The sequence below is a fragment of the Mycolicibacterium obuense genome (genome assembly GCF_055397605.1).
This window is the reverse complement of record NZ_AP043663.1, coordinates 4,007,318-4,026,985: the sequence shown is the minus strand read 5'-3', so window position 1 is coordinate 4,026,985 and position 19,668 is coordinate 4,007,318. Positions and strand designations below refer to the sequence as shown.

At 68.2% G+C, this 19,668-nt stretch carries 23 protein-coding genes; 8 read left to right on the top strand and 15 right to left on the bottom strand.

The window, feature by feature from the left end:
* Positions 1 to 23 precede the first annotated feature (23 nt).
* Positions 24 to 821, top strand: coding sequence for a dienelactone hydrolase family protein (locus ACZ50N_RS19145; RefSeq protein WP_046361998.1), 798 nt, complete (start codon positions 24 to 26; stop codon positions 819 to 821).
* On the opposite strand, the gene ACZ50N_RS19140 is transcribed toward ACZ50N_RS19145, so the two are convergent.
* Entirely contained in the window at positions 802 to 1,971 is a 1,170-nt protein-coding gene (locus tag ACZ50N_RS19140) for an AI-2E family transporter (RefSeq protein WP_133414271.1), read from the bottom strand. The genes ACZ50N_RS19145 and ACZ50N_RS19140 overlap by 20 nt on opposite strands.
* Complete coding sequence (locus tag ACZ50N_RS19135) at positions 1,968 to 2,735, bottom strand: SDR family NAD(P)-dependent oxidoreductase (protein ID WP_046361996.1); 768 nt, start codon at positions 2,733 to 2,735, stop codon at positions 1,968 to 1,970. Before ACZ50N_RS19135 ends, ACZ50N_RS19140 begins: the two co-directional genes overlap by 4 nt.
* 105 nt (positions 2,736 to 2,840) lie before the next feature.
* Here ACZ50N_RS19135 and ACZ50N_RS19130 point away from each other — a divergent pair, with 105 nt between their 5' ends.
* Positions 2,841 to 3,308 carry an SRPBCC family protein gene (locus tag ACZ50N_RS19130; RefSeq protein ID WP_046361995.1) on the top strand — a complete coding sequence of 156 codons (468 nt, stop codon included), beginning with the start codon at positions 2,841 to 2,843 and terminating at the stop codon, positions 3,306 to 3,308.
* Between the two features lie 113 nt (positions 3,309 to 3,421).
* On the opposite strand, the gene ACZ50N_RS19125 is transcribed toward ACZ50N_RS19130, so the two are convergent.
* The 7 genes from ACZ50N_RS19125 to ACZ50N_RS19095 all read right to left on the bottom strand — a co-directional run bounded on the left by ACZ50N_RS19125 (position 3,422) and on the right by ACZ50N_RS19095 (position 10,072).
* Complete coding sequence (locus tag ACZ50N_RS19125) at positions 3,422 to 4,312, bottom strand: formylglycine-generating enzyme family protein (RefSeq protein WP_464473547.1); 891 nt, start codon at positions 4,310 to 4,312, stop codon at positions 3,422 to 3,424.
* Complete coding sequence (locus tag ACZ50N_RS19120) at positions 4,305 to 5,207, bottom strand: HAD family hydrolase (protein WP_464470274.1); 903 nt, start codon at positions 5,205 to 5,207, stop codon at positions 4,305 to 4,307. Before ACZ50N_RS19120 ends, ACZ50N_RS19125 begins: the two co-directional genes overlap by 8 nt.
* 1 nt (position 5,208) lies before the next feature.
* Positions 5,209 to 6,753 carry an arylsulfatase gene (locus ACZ50N_RS19115; protein ID WP_464473546.1) on the bottom strand — a complete coding sequence of 515 codons (1,545 nt, stop codon included), beginning with the start codon at positions 6,751 to 6,753 and terminating at the stop codon, positions 5,209 to 5,211.
* A gap of 108 nt (positions 6,754 to 6,861) precedes the next feature.
* A complete protein-coding gene (locus ACZ50N_RS19110) occupies positions 6,862 to 7,974 on the bottom strand; it encodes a 3-beta-hydroxysteroid dehydrogenase (RefSeq protein WP_464473545.1) in 1,113 nt (370 codons plus the stop codon).
* Between the two features lie 63 nt (positions 7,975 to 8,037).
* Positions 8,038 to 8,250 carry an exodeoxyribonuclease VII small subunit gene (locus tag ACZ50N_RS19105; RefSeq protein ID WP_046361991.1) on the bottom strand — a complete coding sequence of 71 codons (213 nt, stop codon included), beginning with the start codon at positions 8,248 to 8,250 and terminating at the stop codon, positions 8,038 to 8,040.
* Positions 8,247 to 9,488 (bottom strand): exodeoxyribonuclease VII large subunit, encoded by a 1,242-nt coding sequence (gene xseA, locus ACZ50N_RS19100; protein WP_048422949.1) that lies wholly within the window; start codon positions 9,486 to 9,488, stop codon positions 8,247 to 8,249. Before xseA ends, ACZ50N_RS19105 begins: the two co-directional genes overlap by 4 nt.
* The gene (locus tag ACZ50N_RS19095; RefSeq protein WP_046361989.1) at positions 9,485 to 10,072 is read right to left on the bottom strand and encodes a lipid droplet-associated protein; all 588 of its coding nucleotides are present in this window, start codon (positions 10,070 to 10,072) and stop codon (positions 9,485 to 9,487) included. Before ACZ50N_RS19095 ends, xseA begins: the two co-directional genes overlap by 4 nt.
* A 52-nt stretch (positions 10,073 to 10,124) precedes the next feature.
* Between ACZ50N_RS19095 and ACZ50N_RS19090 the strand changes: the two genes are divergently transcribed.
* The gene (locus tag ACZ50N_RS19090; protein ID WP_048422951.1) at positions 10,125 to 11,138 is read left to right on the top strand and encodes a 4-hydroxy-3-methylbut-2-enyl diphosphate reductase; all 1,014 of its coding nucleotides are present in this window, start codon (positions 10,125 to 10,127) and stop codon (positions 11,136 to 11,138) included.
* An 18-nt stretch (positions 11,139 to 11,156) separates the two neighbouring features.
* Positions 11,157 to 12,920, top strand: a complete 1,764-nt coding sequence (locus ACZ50N_RS19085) for a penicillin-binding transpeptidase domain-containing protein (RefSeq protein WP_464473544.1) — start codon at positions 11,157 to 11,159, stop codon at positions 12,918 to 12,920.
* Here ACZ50N_RS19085 and ACZ50N_RS19080 read toward each other — a convergent pair.
* Positions 12,917 to 13,948, bottom strand: coding sequence for a DUF6542 domain-containing protein (locus tag ACZ50N_RS19080; RefSeq protein WP_464473543.1), 1,032 nt, complete (start codon positions 13,946 to 13,948; stop codon positions 12,917 to 12,919). The two genes, ACZ50N_RS19085 and ACZ50N_RS19080, sit on opposite strands and share 4 nt — an antisense overlap.
* Positions 13,949 to 14,041: 93 nt before the next feature.
* Here ACZ50N_RS19080 and ychF point away from each other — a divergent pair, with 93 nt between their 5' ends.
* The 4 genes from ychF (at position 14,042) to ACZ50N_RS19060 (ending at position 16,872) form a co-directional block, all read left to right on the top strand.
* The gene (ychF, locus tag ACZ50N_RS19075) at positions 14,042 to 15,115 is read left to right on the top strand and encodes a redox-regulated ATPase YchF (RefSeq protein ID WP_048423010.1); all 1,074 of its coding nucleotides are present in this window, start codon (positions 14,042 to 14,044) and stop codon (positions 15,113 to 15,115) included.
* Positions 15,116 to 15,159: 44 nt separating this feature from the next.
* The gene (locus ACZ50N_RS19070) at positions 15,160 to 15,858 is read left to right on the top strand and encodes an NAD(P)-dependent oxidoreductase (RefSeq protein ID WP_464473542.1); all 699 of its coding nucleotides are present in this window, start codon (positions 15,160 to 15,162) and stop codon (positions 15,856 to 15,858) included.
* A gap of 101 nt (positions 15,859 to 15,959) precedes the next feature.
* Entirely contained in the window at positions 15,960 to 16,322 is a 363-nt protein-coding gene (locus ACZ50N_RS19065) for a hypothetical protein (RefSeq protein ID WP_464473541.1), read from the top strand.
* Between the two features lie 151 nt (positions 16,323 to 16,473).
* Positions 16,474 to 16,872 (top strand): VOC family protein, encoded by a 399-nt coding sequence (locus ACZ50N_RS19060; protein ID WP_464473540.1) that lies wholly within the window; start codon positions 16,474 to 16,476, stop codon positions 16,870 to 16,872.
* A 7-nt stretch (positions 16,873 to 16,879) separates the two neighbouring features.
* Here ACZ50N_RS19060 and ACZ50N_RS19055 read toward each other — a convergent pair whose 3' ends face one another.
* From ACZ50N_RS19055 to ACZ50N_RS19035, 5 genes are all read right to left on the bottom strand, one after another.
* Positions 16,880 to 17,374 (bottom strand): nitroreductase/quinone reductase family protein, encoded by a 495-nt coding sequence (locus ACZ50N_RS19055; protein WP_048422956.1) that lies wholly within the window; start codon positions 17,372 to 17,374, stop codon positions 16,880 to 16,882.
* A 33-nt stretch (positions 17,375 to 17,407) separates the two neighbouring features.
* Positions 17,408 to 17,617, bottom strand: a complete 210-nt coding sequence (locus ACZ50N_RS19050; RefSeq protein WP_053079328.1) for a hypothetical protein — start codon at positions 17,615 to 17,617, stop codon at positions 17,408 to 17,410.
* 59 nt (positions 17,618 to 17,676) lie between these two features.
* Positions 17,677 to 18,045 carry a hypothetical protein gene (locus ACZ50N_RS19045; protein WP_046365738.1) on the bottom strand — a complete coding sequence of 123 codons (369 nt, stop codon included), beginning with the start codon at positions 18,043 to 18,045 and terminating at the stop codon, positions 17,677 to 17,679.
* A gap of 123 nt (positions 18,046 to 18,168) precedes the next feature.
* Positions 18,169 to 19,089: a Vgb family protein gene (locus ACZ50N_RS19040; RefSeq protein WP_464473539.1), complete on the bottom strand. Its 921-nt coding sequence runs from the start codon at positions 19,087 to 19,089 to the stop codon at positions 18,169 to 18,171.
* 12 nt (positions 19,090 to 19,101) lie between these two features.
* Complete coding sequence (locus ACZ50N_RS19035; RefSeq protein ID WP_048422958.1) at positions 19,102 to 19,668, bottom strand: hypothetical protein; 567 nt, start codon at positions 19,666 to 19,668, stop codon at positions 19,102 to 19,104.

Below are 19,668 nucleotides of genomic sequence, written 5' to 3'. Positions count from 1 at the left end.
CCTGACTCAACGATGGAGACGTGATGACTTTTCCTGTTGCCGACCTGTCGGGGTGGGTCTCCGAGCCCTTCACCGCTGCTGGCTACACCCACGACGTCTACCGCAAGGGTGAGGGGCCCGGCGTCGTGCTGATCCCCGAGATGCCCGGCCTGCACCCCGGTGTGCTCGCTCTCGGTAATCACCTGGTGGACAACGGGTTCACCGTGGCCGCACCATCGCTGTTCGGCACCCCCGGCGCGCCGGCGCTGCGCCCCGGCGCGGTCCCCGTGCTGCTGAAAGGGTGCGTGGCCAAGGAGTTCGCGGCGCTGACGACGAACGCCGACCGGCCGGTCGCGCACTATTTGCGGGCGCTGGCCCGCGATCTCAACGAGAAGACACCCGGCAAGGGTGTGGGCGTGATCGGGCAGTGCTTCACCGGTGGCTTCGCGCTCGCGGCCGCCGTCGACGACAGCGTCCTCGCCCCGGTGATGAGCCAGCCGTCGGTGCCGCTTGCGTTGACGCTCAAGCACAAACGCGATCCCGGCGTGTCCGAAGCCGAGATGGCGACGATCGAACAGCGCGCCCGGACCGAGGGTCTGTGCGTGATGGGCCTGCGGTTCAGCGAGGACGCGATGGCGCCGGGGGAGCGGTTCGCCACGCTGAAGAGCCGCCTCGGTGACGCCTTCGAATGCATCGAGATCAATTCCAAGAAGGGCAACCCCGACGGCTTCGGCCGGATGGCGCACTCGGTGCTCACCGATCAGGTGCGCGAGGTCGACGGGCACCCGGCCTACGAGGCACGCAAACGCGTGGTGGAGTTCCTCAAGACCCGCCTGACCTGAGCGCCCGGACCGGCAGCAGGCGCTGCCACCACGGCGGCTTCTTCTCGTCGTCGGTCGGATCGCTGGTGAGCGAATCCAGCGGCGCCCCTTTGTCGACGGCGAGGTAGACACTGATCGTCGTCACGATCACGATCATCAGCACCGGACCCAGCACGATCCCCCAGAAGCCGAACATCCTCAGCCCGGCGAACACCGCCAGCAGCATCAGCGCAGGGTGCAGATGAGCGCTCTTCGGCACGAGGAACGGGCGCAGCAGGTTGTCGATGCTGGTGGTCACCAGGACGTGGAACACCACGATGAACACGCCGCCGGCGACGTTGCCGAAGACCGCCAGGCCGATACCGAGCGGGATCGTGACGATGCCGCTGCCCAGCGGGATGAACGACAGTGCGGTCAGGAAGATCAGGAACATGAAGAACCCGTCGTGCAGCCCGGCCACGTAGATGGAGACTGCGCCGGCCACTCCCTGGCACACCGCGATGATGAACTGGCCCTTGACCGTCGCGGACACCATCGCGCCGATCTTGGCCAGGTAGATGTCGGACACCTCCCGTCCCAGCGGGTTGAGGTCGCGGAACAGGTCGGCCACCGCGCCGCCGTTGGTGAGCATCGCGAGGAATACGTACAGGAAGATGACGAGTGCCGTGACCGTCGCGGCGATGCTGCCCACCGAGTCGCGCGCGAAGTCGAGCGCGACTTGACCTGCGCCCTGGCCGACCCTGGTGGCCGCCTCCCGCACCGAGTCCTGGGTCAGCGTGACGTTCACGAACGGCAGCCGGGCGAGCACCTCGTTCGCGGAATCGAGCAGCCGCTGCGCCAGCGCGGTGAAATCGGTCTGCTCGGCCCAGTGCCCGATGCTGGTCACCATCTGACGGATCTGCAGCACGGCCAGCACGATCACGCCGGACAGCGGAATCACCACTGTGGCGACGGCAGCGAGCAGCGTCGCCGTCGCAGACAGCCCGGTGTTCATCCGCGCCCGCAGCCGGTGATACAGCGGGCTGAACAGGTACGCCAGCACCGCGGCAACGGCGATCAACAGGAGATAGGTGCGCAGGAAGTACGCGCCGAACCCGAGTGCGGCCACCGTGGCGACGGCCAGCGCGCGCTTCTGGGTGAGGGTGAAGCCCGCCGTCCCGGTGAGGTTCACGGTGCCTGGTCCATCAGCCGCGTCACATGGCCGAGCAGATCCGGGTAGCGCAACAGATGTGCTCCGCCGTTGATGTCGAGCACCTCGCCGGTCAACCAGGAGGACCGTGAATCGCACAGGTAGGCAACGGCATTGGCGATGTCCTCGGGGGTGCCGGCCCGGCCGAGGGCGGTGTTGTCGATGTAGTCGTCGACCACGCCGGGCACTGCGGCCGCGGGTTCGGTCAGCGGCGTGTGCACGAATCCCGGCGCCACCGCGTTGACGCGGATGCCGCGCGGGCCCATCTCCAACGCGGCCACCTGGGTCAACATCGACAGACCTGCCTTGGCTGCGCAGTACGCGCTCATGCCTGCTGCGGCCTGGCGGCCGTTGAGTGAGCTGATCTGCACCAGCGAGCCGCCGGCGCGCAGGTGCCGACCCGCGTGCTTGGTCACGATGAACGCACCGACCAGGCACACGTCGATCACGGCGCGGAAATCCTCGGCCGGCATCTCGGTGATCAGCCCGAGCGTGCTGAAGCCCGCACAGTTGACTGCGATGTCGAGGGCTCCGACATCGTCGAAAAGGCGCTCCACAGACGGTTCGTCGGAGACGTCGACCCATGCCGCGGAGTGTGGTGCGCCCAGCGCGGAGGCGCGTTCGGTGGCCGCGTCACGGTCGCGGTCGGCCACGACGACACGGCACCCGTCGGTGGCCAACGCCTGCGCCGTCGCCCAGCCGATGCCGGAAGCTCCACCGACGATCACTGCGACCCGCTCGGTCATGGTGAACTCTCCTTCTGGGCAGGACGGGAAGCGGGTTACAACGTCACACCTGGCCAATCAAAAGGCAATAGCGCTGACGGATTCCCGGCTGGCAGACTCGACATCGTGACCGAATTGCAGAGATCCGAGTCGATTTCGGTGGCGGTGCCGCCCGATCAGCTCTACGCCCTGGTGTCCGACGTGACGAACATGGGTCAGTGGAGCCCGATCTGCAAGGCCTGCTGGTGGGACGAGGGTGACGGTCCGCGCGTCGGGGCGTGGTTCACCGGGCGCAACGTGCTTCCCGAGCGGACCTGGGAGACGCGCAGCAAGGTGGTGGCTGCCGACCCGGGCCGCGAGTTCGCGTGGGAGGTCAACAACGGCTGGGTGCGGTGGGGATACTCCTTCGAGCCCGACGGCGACGGCAGCCGGCTCACCGAGCACTGGGAGTTCCTGCCGGCCGGCCTCGAGGGCTTCCGGGAGCGTTTCGGGGACGCCGCGGACGAGGAGATCGCCAAGCGCAGCGAGGCGGCCCGCACCGGTATCCCGGCCACGCTGGCGGCGATCAAGGAGTCGGCCGAGAGCGCCGCCTGATCCTGGGGCCGGCTACCAGTGCGATGCGCGGCAGCCGGCCGCGATGTTGTGGCAGTGTTTGCCTTCCTTGCACTTGCTGCACGAGCAGCGGCATTCGTGGTCGGAACGTCTGGTCATGGTGCTCCTTCTCGTCGGATACAGCGAAAACCGATGTGGCTCATACCCGTATCCACCGGCTGTGGGCGGCGGGCGGCGGGCCGGTAGCGCATGCAGTAGCTGTCGGCGCACAGGAACGAGCCGCCCTTGACGACCTTGCGTGGCACGGGGGTGCCAGGCTGGCGCGGGTCGTAGGTGTCGGCGGCGCAGCAAGGTTGGTTGTCGCGGCTGTCGCCGTACCAGTCGGTCGTCCACTCCCAGACGTTGCCGGCCATGTCGAAGAGCCCGTAACCGTTGGGTGGGAACGATCCCACCGGGGTGGTCTGTCCGTAGCCGGTGTCCGGTAGGTACGGGAACTCGCCGTGCCAGTAGTTCGCCAGCCGCTGATCTCGGCGCTCCGGCTCGTCACCCCACGTGTAGACCGCGTGCGCGAGTCCGCCGCGCGCAGCGACCTCCCACTCCGTCTCGGTCGGCAGGGCCAGGCCTGCCCACTCGGCGTAGGCCTGCGCGTCCGCAAAGGCGATGTGCACGACGGGGTGCGCGTCCTTGGCGCAGAGGGATGAGCGGGGCCCGCGGGGGTGGTTCCAGCAGGCGCCCGGGGTCCATGCCCACCACTGCGACAGGTGGCGCAGGTCCACCGGGCCCGTCGTGCGCTGGAACACCATGGAACCCGGCACCAGATTCTCCGGAGGGGCTCCCGGGAAGTCGCTCGGATCGAGCGGCCGTTCGGCGACGGTGACATACCCTGTCGCAGTGACGAACTCGGCGAACTGAGCGTTGGTAACCTGGCGCGGCATGATCGCGAACCCCTCGACACTGATCTCCCGCGCAGGACCTTCCTCCGGGTAGTGCTCGACGGACCCCACGACCGTGGTCTGAGGCGGCACGGGCACCAGGTCGTCAGTCACCGAACACGGTCACCCAGTCATCGCGCATGCTGGCGACGAGCCAGCCGAGGGTGGACGCGGCATCCAGCGACTTCTCGGCACCAGCGAGGTAGTCGAACTCGCGTTCGCCGTCGTCGTGGCGCAGCAGTAGCGCCAACGATGGCCCGCGACCGGCGGTGGCGTACTGGAGCATCGCGATGTCCCCGTTGGAGTTGCCGGCAGCCATGATCGGGCGCCGGCCCACCCGGCCCCAGATCCGCACCGGTTTCACCGGACCGTCGTCGAGGAACTCGGGCGTCGACGTGGTCGTGAGATGACCGTCGGCGAAGTCGAGGCCCACCGAACTGCCGATGACCCGCTCGGGAGGGATGCCGTACATCCTCGTGGTCACCGGCCGCATGAAGTCGCGGCCACCGCCGGACGCGATGTAATTGGTGAATCCGTGGTGCTCCAGGTAGCGCAGCAATTCCACCATCGGCGTGTAGCCGCACGAGGTGTACGGGCGGCCGAGTGTGGGGTGGACCGCGTCGTCGAAGAAGGCTGCGACTCGGTCGGCATGCTCCTCGACGGTGAGCCCGGCGTACGCCGAGAGGATTGCTCTCGCAAGAGTTTTCATCGCGGAGTCGTCACCGTTGTAGTGACGGGTGACGGCGTCGCCGAACCAGGACAGGTCGCCGGACGCAGCCGCCCGATACGGAGGATCGTCTGCCAGCGCCGGCTCTGCCGCGGCTTGCTCGGCCAGCCGGCGGACCAGGAAGTCGAGCTGGATGTAGGCCGGCTTCTCGCACCACAGCGTGCCGTCGTTGTCGAACACCGCGATCCGCTCCTCGGGGGCGACGTCGCGCACCGCGCGATCGACGAACTCGACGATCGAGGTCTTCGTGGAGCCGTCGCGCCAGGAGTCCAGAACCGCCAAGTCAGCCGCCGCCGGTCGCGAGGAACTTCTCGAGCTCCTCCACTGCGTTGTCGATCGTGAACGATGCCGGTTCCTGGCGTGGCGGGAACTCCCGGAACGTGTCGAGGAACTGAGTGACGATCGCCGAGCCGTAGAACATCAGGAAGAGCCTGTCGATCATCCAGTCCCAGTACGTGTTCGACGTGACGTCGGCGCGTTCGAACGGATCGGTGCGCAGATTGAACAGCTTGGGCGCCCGCAACCGGGTGAAGGGCTCGAACCACACCTGCAGCGTGCCCTGGCAGCGCTGCTCCATGAAGACGATCTTCCAGTTGTCGGCGCGGATGCCCAGCACGTCGCCGTCGTCGGAGAAATAGATCATGCCGCGCCGCGGGCTCTTGTCGACCTCTCCGGTGAGGTACGGCAGCAGGTTGTAGCCGTCGATGTGCACGCGATAGGTCATGTCACCGATGGTGTGTCCGGCTTTGAGTTTCTCGATGATGTCGGCATCGCCGGCCGCCGCCAAGAATGTCGGCAGCCAATCATGGTGCTGCACGATCTCGTTGGACACCGATCCGGCGGCGATCTTTCCGGGCCACCGGATCATTTCCGGGACGCGGAAGGCGCCCTCCCAGTTGGTGGCCTTCTCGCTGCGGAACGGCGTGGTGGCGCCGTCGGGCCAGCTGTTGGCGTGCGGTCCGTTGTCGGTGGAGTAGATGACGATGGTGTCCTCGGCGATGCCGAGTTCGTCCACCAGATCCAGCAACGTCCCGACGTTGCGATCATGGTCGATCATCGTGTCGTGGTACGGCGACTGCCAGCGGCCGGCCTGGCCTCGGCTCTCCGGCTTGGTGTGCGTCCGAAAGTGCATGTGCGTCATGTTCATCCACACGAAGAACGGGGTGCCCTCGGAATTCTGGCGACGGATGAAGTCGGCGCAGGCCGCGGTGGTCTCGTCGTCGATGGTCTCCATGCGCTTCTTCGTCAGCGGACCGGTGTCCTCGATGCGCTGTCTGCCCACCGGTCCGTAGCGGTCGTCGACCTCGCCGGAATCCTCTTCTGTGGGCCAGGAATGGATCACCCCGCGCGGTAACAGCGCCTTGCGCAGCAGCGGCGCCTCCTCCGGGGTCGGGTAGTCCTCGTGCTCGGGTTCCTCTTCGGCGTTGAGGTGGTAGAGATTGCCGAAGAACTCGTCGAACCCGTGCGCCGTCGGTAGGTACTTGTTGAGGTCGCCGAGGTGGTTCTTGCCGAACTGGCCGGTCGCATAGCCGAGGGGCTTGAGCAGTTCGGCGATCGTCGGGTCTTCCTTCTGTAGACCGATGTCGACCCCGGGCATGCCCACCTTGCTCATACCGGTGCGGTAGACGCTCTGTCCGGTGATGAAGGACGACCGACCGGCGGTGCAGCTCTGCTCGCCGTAGGAATCGGTGAACAGCATGCCCTCGGTGGCGATGCGGTCGATGTTGGGCGTGAAGTAGCCCATCATTCCGCGGCTGTAGCAGCTCAGATTCGAGATGCCGATGTCGTCGCCCCAGATGACGAGGATGTTCGGTCGGCCGTCGGGCATGGCGGGCTCCTTCACCATTTGACGTTCGCGTCAAGCGTAGGACTACCCGGGCCGCCCGGTCGGCGGATTCCGAAAGTGTGGCCGGGGAGCGCGCACCCGGCCGAGGCGTCAGCCCTCGGGTGCCACCGGTGCCGCGGCGTGCACCAGCGGCTCGCCGGCGGCGGCCTTCATCCGTTCGAACAACTCGACGTAGTAGGGGAGGCACTGCTGCAGCGCCTCTTCGGTGGTGAACAGCGGGCGATAGCCCAGATCGCGCTGCGCCTTGGCGATCGAGAAGTAGTTGTCGAGGTACAGCCGTTCCACCGCAAGGGGTTCCAGGAGCGGCTTGGGTGCGCCGAAGCGGAAATGCAGGAACTGCCAGAGCGTCATCGCGAACCACACCAGCCGGCCCGGCACCCGCAGCCGCGGATACGGCTGACCGCACGCCTCCACCACCGGGCGAGAGAACTCGAACATGTTGATCGGCTCACCGTCGTTGATGAAATAGGCCTGACCGGGTGCGGTGCCGCCGGGCACCAGGTGCTCGGCGGCCAGGATGAAGCCGTGCACCAGGTTGGCGATGTAGGAGTTGTCCAGCTTGACGTTCTTGCTCCCGACGAGCACCTTGACGTGGCCGGCCAGCACGCTCTCGAAGACGCGGCGGAACATCGTCTGGTCGCCGCGGCCCCAGATACCGCTCGGCCGGATCGAGCAGGTGAGAACGCCGTGCTCGCCGTTGGCGGCCAGCACGAACTTCTCGGCCGTCACCTTCGTCTCGGTGTAGAGGTCGTTGAACCGCGCGGTGTAGGGCAGTGTCTCGTCGCCGCCGGAGATGCGTTGGCCGCCCATCACCACACTGTTCGACGCCGTGTAGACGAAGCGCTTGGTGCCCGCCTGCTGCGCGGCACGCACCAGGTTCTGCGTTCCGGTGACGTTGACCGCGAAGCTGCGCTGCCGGAACTCCTCGCTGACCGCCCCTCCGCCCGTCAAGTCGATGATCGCCGCGGTGTGGAACACCGTGTCGATGCCCTCGACCGCGCGGGCGACGTCCGCGGTGTCGGTGATGTCGCCCTCGAGGACCTCGAGCCGGGGATGCGATGGCAGCGGCGAGGTCACGCGGTTGAAGCTGCGGACCTCGAGCCCGCGGTCGAGCAGTTCGGTCACCAGGTTGGCGCCCACGAAGCCGGAGCCGCCGGTGACGAGGACCCGGCCCAGTTCGGTGGTCAGCGATGCATCACCCATGGGGGGCAGACTAACTGAAACGTGTTCCAATTTTCCAGCATCGGCCGCGAAGTGAACCCGCGATCACTCGTCGGACTCGTCGCTCGCGGACAGTGCATCGGCCACCCTCTTACGGGCTCCAGCTAAGTGCTCTTCACAGCATTTTGCGAGCGCTTCGCCGCGTTCCCACAGTTTCAGCGATGCATCGAGATCGAGGCCCCCGTGCTCGAGCTGCTGCACGACCTCGATGAGCTCGTCGCGCGCCTCTTCGTAGCCGAGTTCGCTAATGGGCTTCATAACAAGTCCTCTGCTTCACCCTCGCTGATCGCCGTCACCGCGCCGTCGGACACCCGCACGCGTAGGCGCACCCCCGCCGGCGCGTCGAGCACCGACTGCAGCACCTGCGGCTCACCACCGGTCGGCGCCACCTGGACGACGGCGTAACCCCGCGCCAGCGTCGCTGCGGGTCCCAGTGTGCTCAACCGCGCCGACAGGTGACCGATCCGGTCGGATTCCACGTCGAGCAGCCTGGCGATGTCGCGGCGTCCTGCCCGTCGCGCCCGGTGGATCTCGTCGGCCCGGGCGGCGATCGCCTCCAGCGGGCGGGCCAGCACCGGTCGGCTGCGCAGCTGGGTCAGCGTGTGCTGTTCGCGGTTGACCCAGTTCCTCAGCGCCCGTGCGCTGCGCCTGCGCAGGTCGGCCACCAGCGCCAACTCGGCCGTCGTATCGGGCACGATGCGCTTGGCCGCGTCCGTGGGCGTCGCGGCCCGCAGGTCGGCCACCAGATCGCAGAGCGGATTGTCGGGCTCGTGTCCGATGGCGCTCACCACCGGCGTGGTGCACTTCGCGATCTCACGGCACAGCGTCTCGTCGGAGAACGGCAGCAGGTCCTCGACGCTGCCACCCCCGCGGGCCAGCACGATGACGTCGACCTCGGGGTGTGCGTCGAGCGCGCGCAGCGCCTCCACGATCTGGGGTACGGCGTTGGGACCCTGCACCACCGTGTTGCGCACGTCGAAGCGCACCGCGGGCCAGCGCGCCGAGGCGACGGCCGTGATGTCGTGCTCGGCCGCCGACGCCCTTCCGGTGATCAACCCGATCGTGCCCGGCAGGAACGGGATCGGTCGTTTCAGCCGGGCGTCGAACAGACCCTCGGCCTCGAGCAGGCGGCGCAGGCGATCGATGCGGGCCAGCAGCTCGCCGATGCCGACGGCTCGGATCTCGCTGACCCGCAGCGAAAACGTGCCGCGACCGGTGTAGAAATTCGGCTTGCCGTAGACGATCACCTGCGTGCCGTCGGTCATCTTCACCGGCGCATTGGTCACCAGGTCCCGGGGGCACGTCAGCGACAGCGACATGTCCGCGGCGGGATCCCGCAACGTGATGAACGCGGTGTTCGAGTTGGGCCGCAGTGTCAACTGCGCGATCTGTCCCTCGACCCAGACCGCGCCCAGCTTGTCGATCCACCCGGCGACGCGGATCGCGACGCCGCGAACGGGGAAGGGGTTCTCCGGCGACTGCCCGGGACTGGTCACTTCGCCGACGCGCGCGTGATCCTGTTGGCCAGCAGGGTCTGGAACGGGGCGCGCGCCTTCGTCGTCTCCTCATAAGAGAGCAACGCCTCCAGGTCCGCGATCCGCAGCGAGGTCAGACGCGCGCGCAGCTGGGCCAGCGTCAGGTTCTGGTAGTCGATCTCGGTGACGATCTCCGGCGCGTCGGTCGACGACGTCGATGACGCCGACGAGGCGGGTGTCGAGGTGGTGTTCGGCGTCTCGGGCTCCTCGCTGAACAGTGCGAAGCGGCCCTCGGTGAGCCGTTCGCCGTCGCGCACCGGCAACGTCACGACATCGGCGCCGGACTGCTCTGCCGCGCCCAGGTCCTCGTCGAACGTCGCCCACTCCGGCTGCTCGTCCTTGGGCGGGAACATCGTGTCGAGCGTCTCGTCGCCCTTGATGACCAGGACCGCGACGTCCTGCTGCACCTTCATGACCATCTGGGCGATCTGACTCACGACGGTCATCGGGTACATCAGGATCGTCTGCGGGAGCTTGCGGGTTTCCTCGATCGCGGTCACCGCTGCACCCACCAGCAGACGGACCCCGTACGGTGCAGTTGCCATGGCGACAGCCTACGGCTGGGCGAGGCAGGGGACCGATCAGTACCCTGGACTCATGCCGCCGACTGTCAACATGGGGATTCCAGGCGCCAGCCGATCCGCGCTGGGTACGGGTCTCGCGCAGGACGCGGGTAAGCGGGTCCTGCTCGCCGAGCCGCGCGGCTACTGCGCCGGCGTGGACCGCGCGGTGGAGACCGTCGAACGTGCTCTGGAGAAGCACGGCGCGCCGGTCTACGTCCGCCACGAGATCGTGCACAACCGCTACGTCGTCGACACGCTGGCCCAGGCCGGCGCCGTGTTCGTCGAACAGACCGACGAGGTGCCCGAGGGGGCCATCGTCGTGTTCTCCGCGCACGGCGTCGCGCCCACCGTGCACGAAGAAGCCAAGGCCCGGAAGCTGCAGACCATCGACGCCACGTGCCCGCTGGTCACCAAGGTGCACAACGAGGCCAAGCGGTTCGCCCGCGACGACTACGACATCTTGCTCGTCGGCCACGAAGGCCACGAGGAGGTCGTCGGCACCGCGGGGGAGGCGCCCGACCACGTCCAGGTGGTCGACAATCCCGACGCGGTCGACAACGTCACGGTCCGCGACCCCGCCAAGGTGGTCTGGCTGTCCCAGACGACGCTGTCGGTCGACGAGACCATGGAGACCGTGCGACGGCTGCGCGAGAAGTTCCCGACGCTGCAGGACCCGCCCAGCGACGACATCTGCTACGCCACCCAGAACCGTCAGGTGGCGGTCAAGGCGATGGCGCCGGAATGCCAGCTGGTCATCGTCGTGGGCTCCCGCAATTCGTCGAACTCGGTGCGGCTGGTCGAGGTGGCGTTGGGTGCCGGCGCTTCGGCGGCGCACCTCGTCGACTACGCCGACGACATCGACCCCGCCTGGCTGGCCGACGTGACGACGGTCGGGGTGACCTCGGGCGCCTCGGTGCCCGAGATCCTCGTCCGCGGTGTCCTCGACCGGTTGGCCGAACACGGTTTCGGGACCGTGCAGCCGGTGACCACCGCCAACGAGACACTCGTGTTCGCTCTGCCGCGGGAGATCCGGCCCGCACGCACCTAGCGGGTACCTTCGGCCCCTGTGGGTGTGCGCAAGCGTTCGTCGGCTGTCCTGTTCGTTCTCCTGCTTGTCGTGGCGGGCTGCAGTAACGCCGGAGACCGATTGCGGGACACCGTTTCCGCGTTCGCCGACGCCCTCAGCCGCGGCGGTGCGGCTGCGGCGGCCGCACTGACGACCGACCAAGCCGCGGCGGGCACGACGCTGGACGCATTGTTCGCGAGCCTGGGTAAAGACGTCCATGTCGGTGTCACCTCGACAGCAGAGGACAACGGCGCGGGCACCTTCGGGCTCGACACGACGTGGAAGTTCGGGCCGCAGAAGCAGATCGAGTGGAAATACAGCGCGGACGGCCGGGCCGTGAGCGCCGGCGACGACTGGAAGATCCAGTGGGATGCCACGACGGTCGCGCCGGGTCTGGACAAAGGGCCGCTGTCGTTCAGCACCCTCGTCCCGCAACCCGCCGCTCGCGTCCTCGACCGCACCGGCGCCGAACTGCTCACCCAGCACGTCGTCACACTGGTCGACCTCGCGCCCGGCGCGGACGTCAATGCCGTTGCCGCACTGCTCAATCCGATCGCACCCACGATCACCCCGGAGTCGCTGGCCGGTGAGTTGGCCGGCGGAAAACCCGTCACCGCGGTCACGTTGCGCGACGAGGACCTGGCACCCATCGAGGCTGCGCTGACGGCGCTGCCGAACGTCACGCTGCGGCCGCAGACCCGGCTGCTCGCGACCGACCGCGCGCTGACCTCACCCACGCTGTCCGGGCTGTCGGACCTGTGGCAGCAGCGCATGGACGCCGCGGACGGCTGGGCCGTGACCGCGCAGACCGCCGCGGGCGCGCAGCGCGTCGGCGGGCAGGACGCCACACCTGTCGGCGACATCGCCGCCACGCTGGACATCGGGATGCAGCGCGCCGCCGAGAGCGCGCTGGCGCCGCTGCCGACACCGGCCGCTCTGGTGGCGATCCAGCCGTCGACGGGCAATCTGCTCGCCGTCGCACAGAACGCTCCTGCCGATGCGCAGGGGCCACTGGCGCTGACCGGTCTCTATCCGCCGGGGTCCACGTTCAAGACCGTCACCGTGTCAGCCGCGCTGCAGGCCGGCCAGGTGAGCGCGGACACCGTCCTCGGCTGCCCCGGCACCGAGAACATCGAGGGCAGGCAGATCCCCAACGACGACGAATTCGACCTCGGGGAGGTGCCGCTGCACACGGCGTTCGCGAAATCCTGCAACACCACGATGGGGCGGCTCGCGGTCAACCTGCCGCCCGACGGACTGACGAAGGCCGCGGCTCAGCTGGGCCTGGGCCTCGATTTCACCGCGCCGGGCATGACTACCGTGACGGGCTCGGTACCGGTCGCCGACACGTCGGCGCTGCGCGTCGAGGAGGGCATCGGCCAGGGCAAGGTCACCGCGTCGCCGTTCGGGATGGCGCTGGTTGCTGCGACGCTGGCCCACGGTTCGGTACCCATGCCGGCGATCGTCGCTGGGCAGCCGGCCACCGTGGACCGCACCCCGGCACCCCTGCCCGCCGGGGTCGACGGGCAGATCAAGGCGATGATGGCCGAGACCGTGTCCGGGGGCACTGCCACCCAACTGCAGGACATCGCCGGCATGCTCGGCAAGACGGGCACCGCCGAGTACGTGGGACCCGACGGGGTGCAGCGTGCGCACGGCTGGTTCGTCGGCATCCACGACGACCTGGCGCTGGCGGTGTTCGTCAGTGACGCCGACAGTTCCACGCCGGCGGTGGATGCCGCCGGCCGGTTCCTGCGGAGCTAGATGTCGTATTCCCAGCGGTCGGCGTCGGTGTCGCGCGACGGTCGCCGGCGCGGCCGGTACTCGGGCTCGTCGGAGTCATCGCCGCCGCGGTACCGCACCCGTGAAATCGGATGGTGGGTGCTGCTCTCGCGCGGCTCGTACTCGTCGTAGCGGGGCCGGCGCGCGGGGCGTTCGTAGCCGCTGAGGCGCTCGCTGGGCGGGATGCGGGACTCGCGCGTCGAGGACGACTCCCGCGCCGACGCACGCTGCCCCGATGGCCGGGGGCGGCGCCTCGGCTCGGACGCAGGTGCGTCGTCCGGGCGGGGTCGGCGGCGGCGCGGCCGATCGAGATCGACGACCGGTTCGATGATTTCGGTGGGGTCCGGCGGCCGGGCATGCCGCGACCGTGAGGGTGCAGCGCGCTTGGTGGGCCGTTCGGCACGCGACCGCGCGGTGGCCCTGTCGCCAGGGCCCGCGGCCTCGGCGCGCCGGCCCGCGGTGTGGCGCCGGCGCGGCGGCTTGGCCTTCTTCTCGGCCGGGTCGGCGGCGTCGGCCTTGCCGCCGCCGGTGACGAAGCTCGACAGCTTCGCCGACACCGGGCTGCTGTGGCCCGCCGGAGAGGCGCCGAGGTAGCGGCGCGCGATGCCGACGACGAGCACGGCCGCAGAGGTGAAGAACATCAGGGGGAAGCGCTCGATCAGCGGATACCCACAGTTGATCAGCAGGTCCTTGATGCCTTTGACCTCGCTGCTGTGCATCAGGAAGTACGCGCCGGGCACCGTGACGAACAGCAGCAGCGGTGGCTGGATGACGGCGGTGAACAACCCGCTGCGCCGAACGGCGAGCACCGCGGTGAGACAGCCCATGACGTAGAGCACAGAGAACACGGACGTCAACGCGCCTCCGCCGCCGCCGGCGTCGATGGCGAAGCCGGCCGTGCTGGCGGCGACGGCGATCAGAATGGCGCCCCACCAGGGCACTCCCGCGATACCGGGGTGCGCGGAGCGGAGTTCGGCTGGCACCGCCGAGCGCGCACGCTGTCCTGACACACGTCGACCGTACCGGCTGGGGTGGCCGCATGCCGCCAGCGGACGCCTGTGTGGCGATGGCGGCCGGCCGACATCTGGCAGACTGTGGACTCCGTGGGCCTGAATCTGGGAATCGTCGGACTGCCGAACGTGGGCAAGTCGACCTTGTTCAACGCGCTGACACGCAACGACGTGTTGGCTGCCAACTACCCGTTCGCGACGATCGAACCGAACGAGGGTGTGGTGGCGCTCCCGGATCCGCGGCTGGACAAGCTGGCCGAGATGTTCGGCTCGGAGAAGACCGTGCCGGCGCCGGTCACGTTCGTCGACATCGCGGGCATCGTCAAGGGCGCGTCCGAGGGTGCCGGCCTGGGCAACAAGTTCCTGGCCAACATCCGAGAGAGCGATGCGATCTGCCAGGTGGTGCGGGTCTTCGCCGACGACGACGTCGTGCACGTCGACGGCCGGGTCGATCCGAAGTCCGACATCGAGATCATCGAGACCGAGTTGATCCTGGCCGACATGCAGACGCTGGAGCGTGCGCTGCCGCGGCTCGAGAAAGAAGCCCGCACGAACAAGGATCGGCGACCGGTGCAGGAGGCGGCGCTCGCGGCGCAGGAGGTGCTCAACGGCGGCACGACCCTGTTCGCGGCAGGTGTCGACGTGACGCTGCTGCGCGAGCTGAATCTGATGACCTCCAAACCGTTCCTGTACGTGTTCAACGCCGACGAGTCGGTGCTCACCGATGCCGCGCGAGTCGCCGAGCTGCGCGAGATGGTGGCGCCGGCGGACGCGGTGTTCCTGGACGCCAAGATCGAGGCGGAACTGCAGGAGCTCGACGAGGAGTCCGCAGCCGAGCTGCTGGAATCGATCGGTCAGACCGAGCGCGGCCTGGATGCGTTGGCGCGGGCTGGTTTTCACACGTTGAAGCTGCAGACGTATCTGACCGCGGGCCCGAAAGAGGCGCGCGCGTGGACGATTCACCAGGGCGACACCGCGCCGAAGGCGGCCGGGGTGATCCACTCGGACTTCGAGAAGGGCTTCATCAAGGCCGAGATCGTGTCGTTCGACGATCTGGTGGCCGCGGGCTCGATGGCCGCGGCGAAGGCCGCGGGCAAGGTCCGCATGGAGGGCAAGGACTACGTGATGGCCGACGGCGACGTGGTGGAGTTCCGCTTCAACGTCTAAGACAAAGCAGTGATCCCACGCTTTGCTGCCGACCGGAGGGATTGATGGACCTCGTCGTGTTCGGAGCGAACGGACCTACGGGACGTCGCGTTGTCAGCCAGGCGTTGGCCGCCGGTCATCACGTCACCGCTGTGACGCGCAAGCCCGATGAGTATCCGGTGACCTCGCCGAGCCTGAGTATCGCTGGCGCTGACGTCATCGACCAGGACGCCGTCGAAAGGGCGGTCGCTGGGTCCCAGGCGGTCATCTCCACTTATGGTGTGCCCTACAGTCGAAGCCAGATCACCGTCTACTCGGACGGCATCGCCAACATCATCCGGGCGATGGTCGCGAATGACGTCAATCGCCTGGTGTGCGTCAGTTCCACAACCGTAGCGACGGAAGACGCGCCGGGGGAGTCGCTGCTGTGGCGTAGGGCCATCGGCCCGTTCCTCCGCAAGGTCGTCGGTCGCACGCTGTACGACGACATGCAGCGCATGGAGGAGATTGTCAAAAGCAGCGATCTCGACTGGACCATCGTCCGGCCCGGTGGACTGTTCAACGCAGACGAGCCGACCGACGATTACGAAGTCGCGCCTAAACGTCTATCGGGGCGGGTCACGTCTCGCGCCGATCTCGCGGACGCCCTGATCAAAGAGGTTGCCGAGCCAGGGCACCCGCGTACGATCATCGAGGTCGTCACCAGGTCGGCCCAGCCGTCACCCCTCACGTTTCTTAAAGAGGCCTTCGGTGGCGGGAGCTAGAGGCCGCACGCGGAATCGCGACGTGGTGGAGTTCCGCTTCAACGTGTAGACGCCGCGGCTCGCTGATTCCGCAGCGCACCAGGCCGCGCTAGGTTTGGTCGATGATCGGTGTTGAAGATGCCGACGTCGGGGACGACTCCGATCGGTGCAGCGCTGCGATGGACGAGCGCGAACGCAGCCTCACACGGCGCGAAACCGAACACTCGCGGCGCGAACGGGTTTCCGACGAACGCGACCGGATCGCCGATGAACGCGACAGGATCGCCGACGACCGCCAGCAAGCTGCGGATGAGCGCGAGCGGATCGCGGACGAGCGCGAAGGTGCCAACGAGCAGCGTGAGCGGGATCGCTTGCAACGCATCACGGACGGTGAAAACCGTTCGTTAGCAGGGGAGAGACGGGACCAGGCCGAAAGGCGCGAAGTAGCCGAGACGCGGCGGTCGATGAACGAAGGCCCGCCCTAGCGGTGCTGACGACTCGAGGAGTCGCGGAGTTCCGCTTGAGCGGCTGGCCGTCGAGCGTGGGGGCTGTGCACGCTTCGGCGCCTGATTGCGTACACAGGGCCCACGGTGGGCGCCCGCGGGATGTCGGTGCCCCGGTCTAGCGTCGGCCGGCATGAAGCTCGTATCCGTCCGCCTCATCACCGCCGACGTGCCGCGGCTCGTGTCGTTCTACGAGATGGTCGCCAAGGCCTCAGCGGTCTGGGGTAACGCACTGTTCGCCGAGATCCCGACATCGGTCGGCACGCTCGCGATCGGCAGCGACAAGACCGTTCCGCTCTTCGGCGCCGGGTCCGCGGAACCCGCGGCCAACCGCAGCGCGATCATCGAGTTCCTCGTTGCCGACGTCGACGCCGAATTCGACCGTCTGCGAAAACAATTGGACGATGTCGTCACCGAGCCGACCACGATGCCGTGGGGCAATCGCGCGCTGTTGTTCCGGGACCCGGACGGCAACCTGGTGAATCTGTTCACGCCCGTGTCCGACCAGGCGCGCGCCAAGTTCGGCGTCTGAGAACGCGTCAGCGCGGTGTCAGCCTCATGATCGGAATCTGGCGACCACTCTCGGCAGTCCGCTCGCGGTAGTCGTCGTAACCCTCGTACACCTGCTCGGCCAGCGCGAACAGTCGGGCGTATTCGTCGGGGTCGGTGACCTCCGAGGCGGTGAACGGCTCGCCGCCGAACTCGCACTCGGGATGTGCGGTCAGATTGAAGTACCACGACGGATGCCGCCGCTTCCCGTAGTTCGAGGCGACGAGGATGACGTCGGAGCCGTCGTGGAAGTACGTCAGCTGCGTCTGGCGCTGCTGCCCGGATTTCGCGCCGGTCGAGATTAGCGGGGCGTTGATGATCGGCCCCATGTTGACCCGGCCGCCGGTGAGCCGGAACAGATACGGGTCGGTGCGCCGCGCAACGTGGCGCGCGAAGAACTGACCGACCGGCGAGCGGCCGAAGCGCACCCCACGCTGATAGGAGCGGCCCCGCCTGCGGTGCGGGTCGACGTAGCGAAGCGGCATATCCGGAAAGCTACCCGAGGGTGGGAAAACGATTCAGCCGCGGCGCGACGTGAGGCGCTGCTGCGCGCTGCGCTGTAGTTGGCTGACGGCGACAAGGGCAAGAAGGCCGACCGCCTGACGGGCGAGCACGGGCCGACGGGTGCGCTGGCGCCAGCTCTTCGACTGTGACGCGGAACGGCGGCCCAGGTAGAAGCCGAACAGACCTGTGGCCGCCATCATCGAGAACACGACGATGGCGGCCACAGGGTCAGCTTTCCCGACCGCGGTCGCAGTCAGGTCACAGGCGGGCTACACCTGAGACATCAGCCCACATAGCCGATGAACAGCCCGTTCCACCAGATGCCCCAAGAGTTGGAGCCGGGATTCCACACCAGCGGCTGGGGATCCCGGATACCGAGGTCGATCCAGTTGGCGGGCCGCCACACCGGAGGCAGGCCCAGACGCACCGGGTCACCCCAGTGTCCGGGCGGGCCGGCCAGCGGGCCCGGGCCCTTGGCGACCAGTCCGGGCGGCCCGAACGGGTTGTGGCCGGGCGGGTCGCCCGGCAGCCAGATGTCGTCGTGGCCGTGACCCGGTTTCGCCTGCGCAACACCTGCGCCGATGCCGACGATGGCTGATCCGAGAGCTGCGGCGGTCACCGCACCTGCTGCGAACTTCGTGAATCGTGTCATGACACTCCTCCTCAGAGTCGCTGTTCAACGCGCCGGTCACCGTCAACGTCGTGGCACCGGCCGGATACGACCCCCCTGCACTGAACGGCAGGTTAACCACACGACGAAGCGACCAAACGCTCCCTAGGGTTTAGCGGTCAGGGCCCCGAGAGTGTTACCGCGCTTGTTTGTGAACCACATCACGTGAGGGTCCGGGCCGGGTTTGATGTCGAATGGTCCGCGGATGTCGGGCGAGCTGAGAAACGACCAGGCGCCGCGCTGTGATGCCTGGTCGGGGGCCACGCTGACGATGCGGTCAGCGGCCGTGTCGACCAACCACAGCTGACCGTCTGCGCCGGTACAGATCCCGTCGGGTTCGACCAGGTCGGGGTGCGTGAAGAGGCGCATGGTGCCTGTGGGGTTCTCGGGGTCGAACGACAGCAGTCCGGCCGGTTCACGCGCTGTCAGCCACAGCGTGCCGTCATCGCCGCGAGTCCATGCGCGCGGAGTCGCCGGAAGCGGCCCGATGGTGGTCACGTGTCCGGTGAGCGGGTCAGCGCTGCCGATCGATGCCGCGTTCACCCACCAGGGCCGCCCGTCGCCGGTCACGAACAACGCAGCCGGCGCGGCGATGCCGTCGTCTGTGATCAGCCGCAGCGACGCCGCGGGATCTGGGGCGCACGGATCGATCGAGCCGATCGCGTCGGCGCCGCGCAGCGAGAACCACAGCCGACCGTCGGGGGCGGCCTTGAGTGCCACCGGGCGACTGCCGGCGGGCAACGCGTAGGAGGCGATCGTCGACGCCGGATCGGCGCTGTCGGGATCGATGGCCACCAACGCGTCGGAGCCGAGACTGGTGCACCACACCCGGCCGTCGGCCGCCGGAAAGATGTTGGCGGGGAAGCGAATGACGCCGGGCTCGGCGCCGAAGAGTTCGATCCGCCCGCTCCGGACGCGCCCGATCCGATCGTCGCCGATGTTGGTGAACCAGACATCGCCTGCTACGGCGATGATGCCCGAGGGCGCGTTCAGCCGGGGATGGTGCAGAGCTGTGACCGTGGGCATATCGAAACCGGTTCAGCCGGCCCGGTATTCGATCACGCGGTCCCGACTCTGCAGCGACTCACCCGCGATGACGACGAGTTCGGTGCTCGTCAGCCGGTAGGTGGTGGTGTCGTTACGCGCTTCGAATCCGGCCGGAATGAGCCGGACATCGTCGAGGCGCAGTGAGGCGCCGTCGCGCAGTCGCACGCCCCGGTAGGTGTATCCCTGCGCGTCACGGCACACCGCGACGGCTGAGTGTTCGGTGCGCGCCACGGCGACGGCGCGCTGATCGGTGTCGCACCGCGCCGCCGAGTCGACGAACCCGCGGGTGTCCATCGGCATGCTCACCGGCGCCGCCGGTTCCACCGGGGCGGGGCGCGGCGGGGGTGAGGGCTTCGCAGGCGCCGCCACCCAGGCGGACACCGTGTTCGGCTGCGCCGGAACGGAGTGCACCTGCTGTTCGGCTGGACCGCGGGAGGCGAGCAGCGCGACGATGATCACCAGCGTGCCGAGTGAGGCGACGACGATGGACAACGCCGGACCGCGCGAACGCGGCTCATCGTGAGCGTCGGGGGCTGGGGCGTGGTCGGTGACGGTCAT

What these genes read in the sequence shown, in the direction of transcription:
- ACZ50N_RS19145 (WP_046361998.1), top strand. Translation starts at nt 24, where the DNA reads ATGACTTTTCCTGTTGCCGACCTGTCGGGGTGGGTCTCCGAGCCCTTC.
- ACZ50N_RS19135 (WP_046361996.1), bottom strand. Translation starts at nt 2,735, where the DNA reads ATGACCGAGCGGGTCGCAGTGATCGTCGGTGGAGCTTCCGGCATCGGC.
- ACZ50N_RS19115 (WP_464473546.1), bottom strand. Translation starts at nt 6,753, where the DNA reads ATGCCCGACGGCCGACCGAACATCCTCGTCATCTGGGGCGACGACATC.
- ACZ50N_RS19110 (WP_464473545.1), bottom strand. Translation starts at nt 7,974, where the DNA reads ATGGGTGATGCATCGCTGACCACCGAACTGGGCCGGGTCCTCGTCACC.
- ACZ50N_RS19105 (WP_046361991.1), bottom strand. Translation starts at nt 8,250, where the DNA reads ATGAAGCCCATTAGCGAACTCGGCTACGAAGAGGCGCGCGACGAGCTC.
- ACZ50N_RS19095 (WP_046361989.1), bottom strand. Translation starts at nt 10,072, where the DNA reads ATGGCAACTGCACCGTACGGGGTCCGTCTGCTGGTGGGTGCAGCGGTG.
- ACZ50N_RS19090 (WP_048422951.1), top strand. Translation starts at nt 10,125, where the DNA reads ATGCCGCCGACTGTCAACATGGGGATTCCAGGCGCCAGCCGATCCGCG.
- ACZ50N_RS19070 (WP_464473542.1), top strand. Translation starts at nt 15,160, where the DNA reads ATGGACCTCGTCGTGTTCGGAGCGAACGGACCTACGGGACGTCGCGTT.
- ACZ50N_RS19065 (WP_464473541.1), top strand. Translation starts at nt 15,960, where the DNA reads ATGATCGGTGTTGAAGATGCCGACGTCGGGGACGACTCCGATCGGTGC.
- ACZ50N_RS19060 (WP_464473540.1), top strand. Translation starts at nt 16,474, where the DNA reads ATGAAGCTCGTATCCGTCCGCCTCATCACCGCCGACGTGCCGCGGCTC.
- ACZ50N_RS19055 (WP_048422956.1), bottom strand. Translation starts at nt 17,374, where the DNA reads ATGCCGCTTCGCTACGTCGACCCGCACCGCAGGCGGGGCCGCTCCTAT.
- ACZ50N_RS19045 (WP_046365738.1), bottom strand. Translation starts at nt 18,045, where the DNA reads ATGACACGATTCACGAAGTTCGCAGCAGGTGCGGTGACCGCCGCAGCT.
- ACZ50N_RS19040 (WP_464473539.1), bottom strand. Translation starts at nt 19,089, where the DNA reads ATGCCCACGGTCACAGCTCTGCACCATCCCCGGCTGAACGCGCCCTCG.
- ACZ50N_RS19035 (WP_048422958.1), bottom strand. Translation starts at nt 19,668, where the DNA reads ATGACCGTCACCGACCACGCCCCAGCCCCCGACGCTCACGATGAGCCG.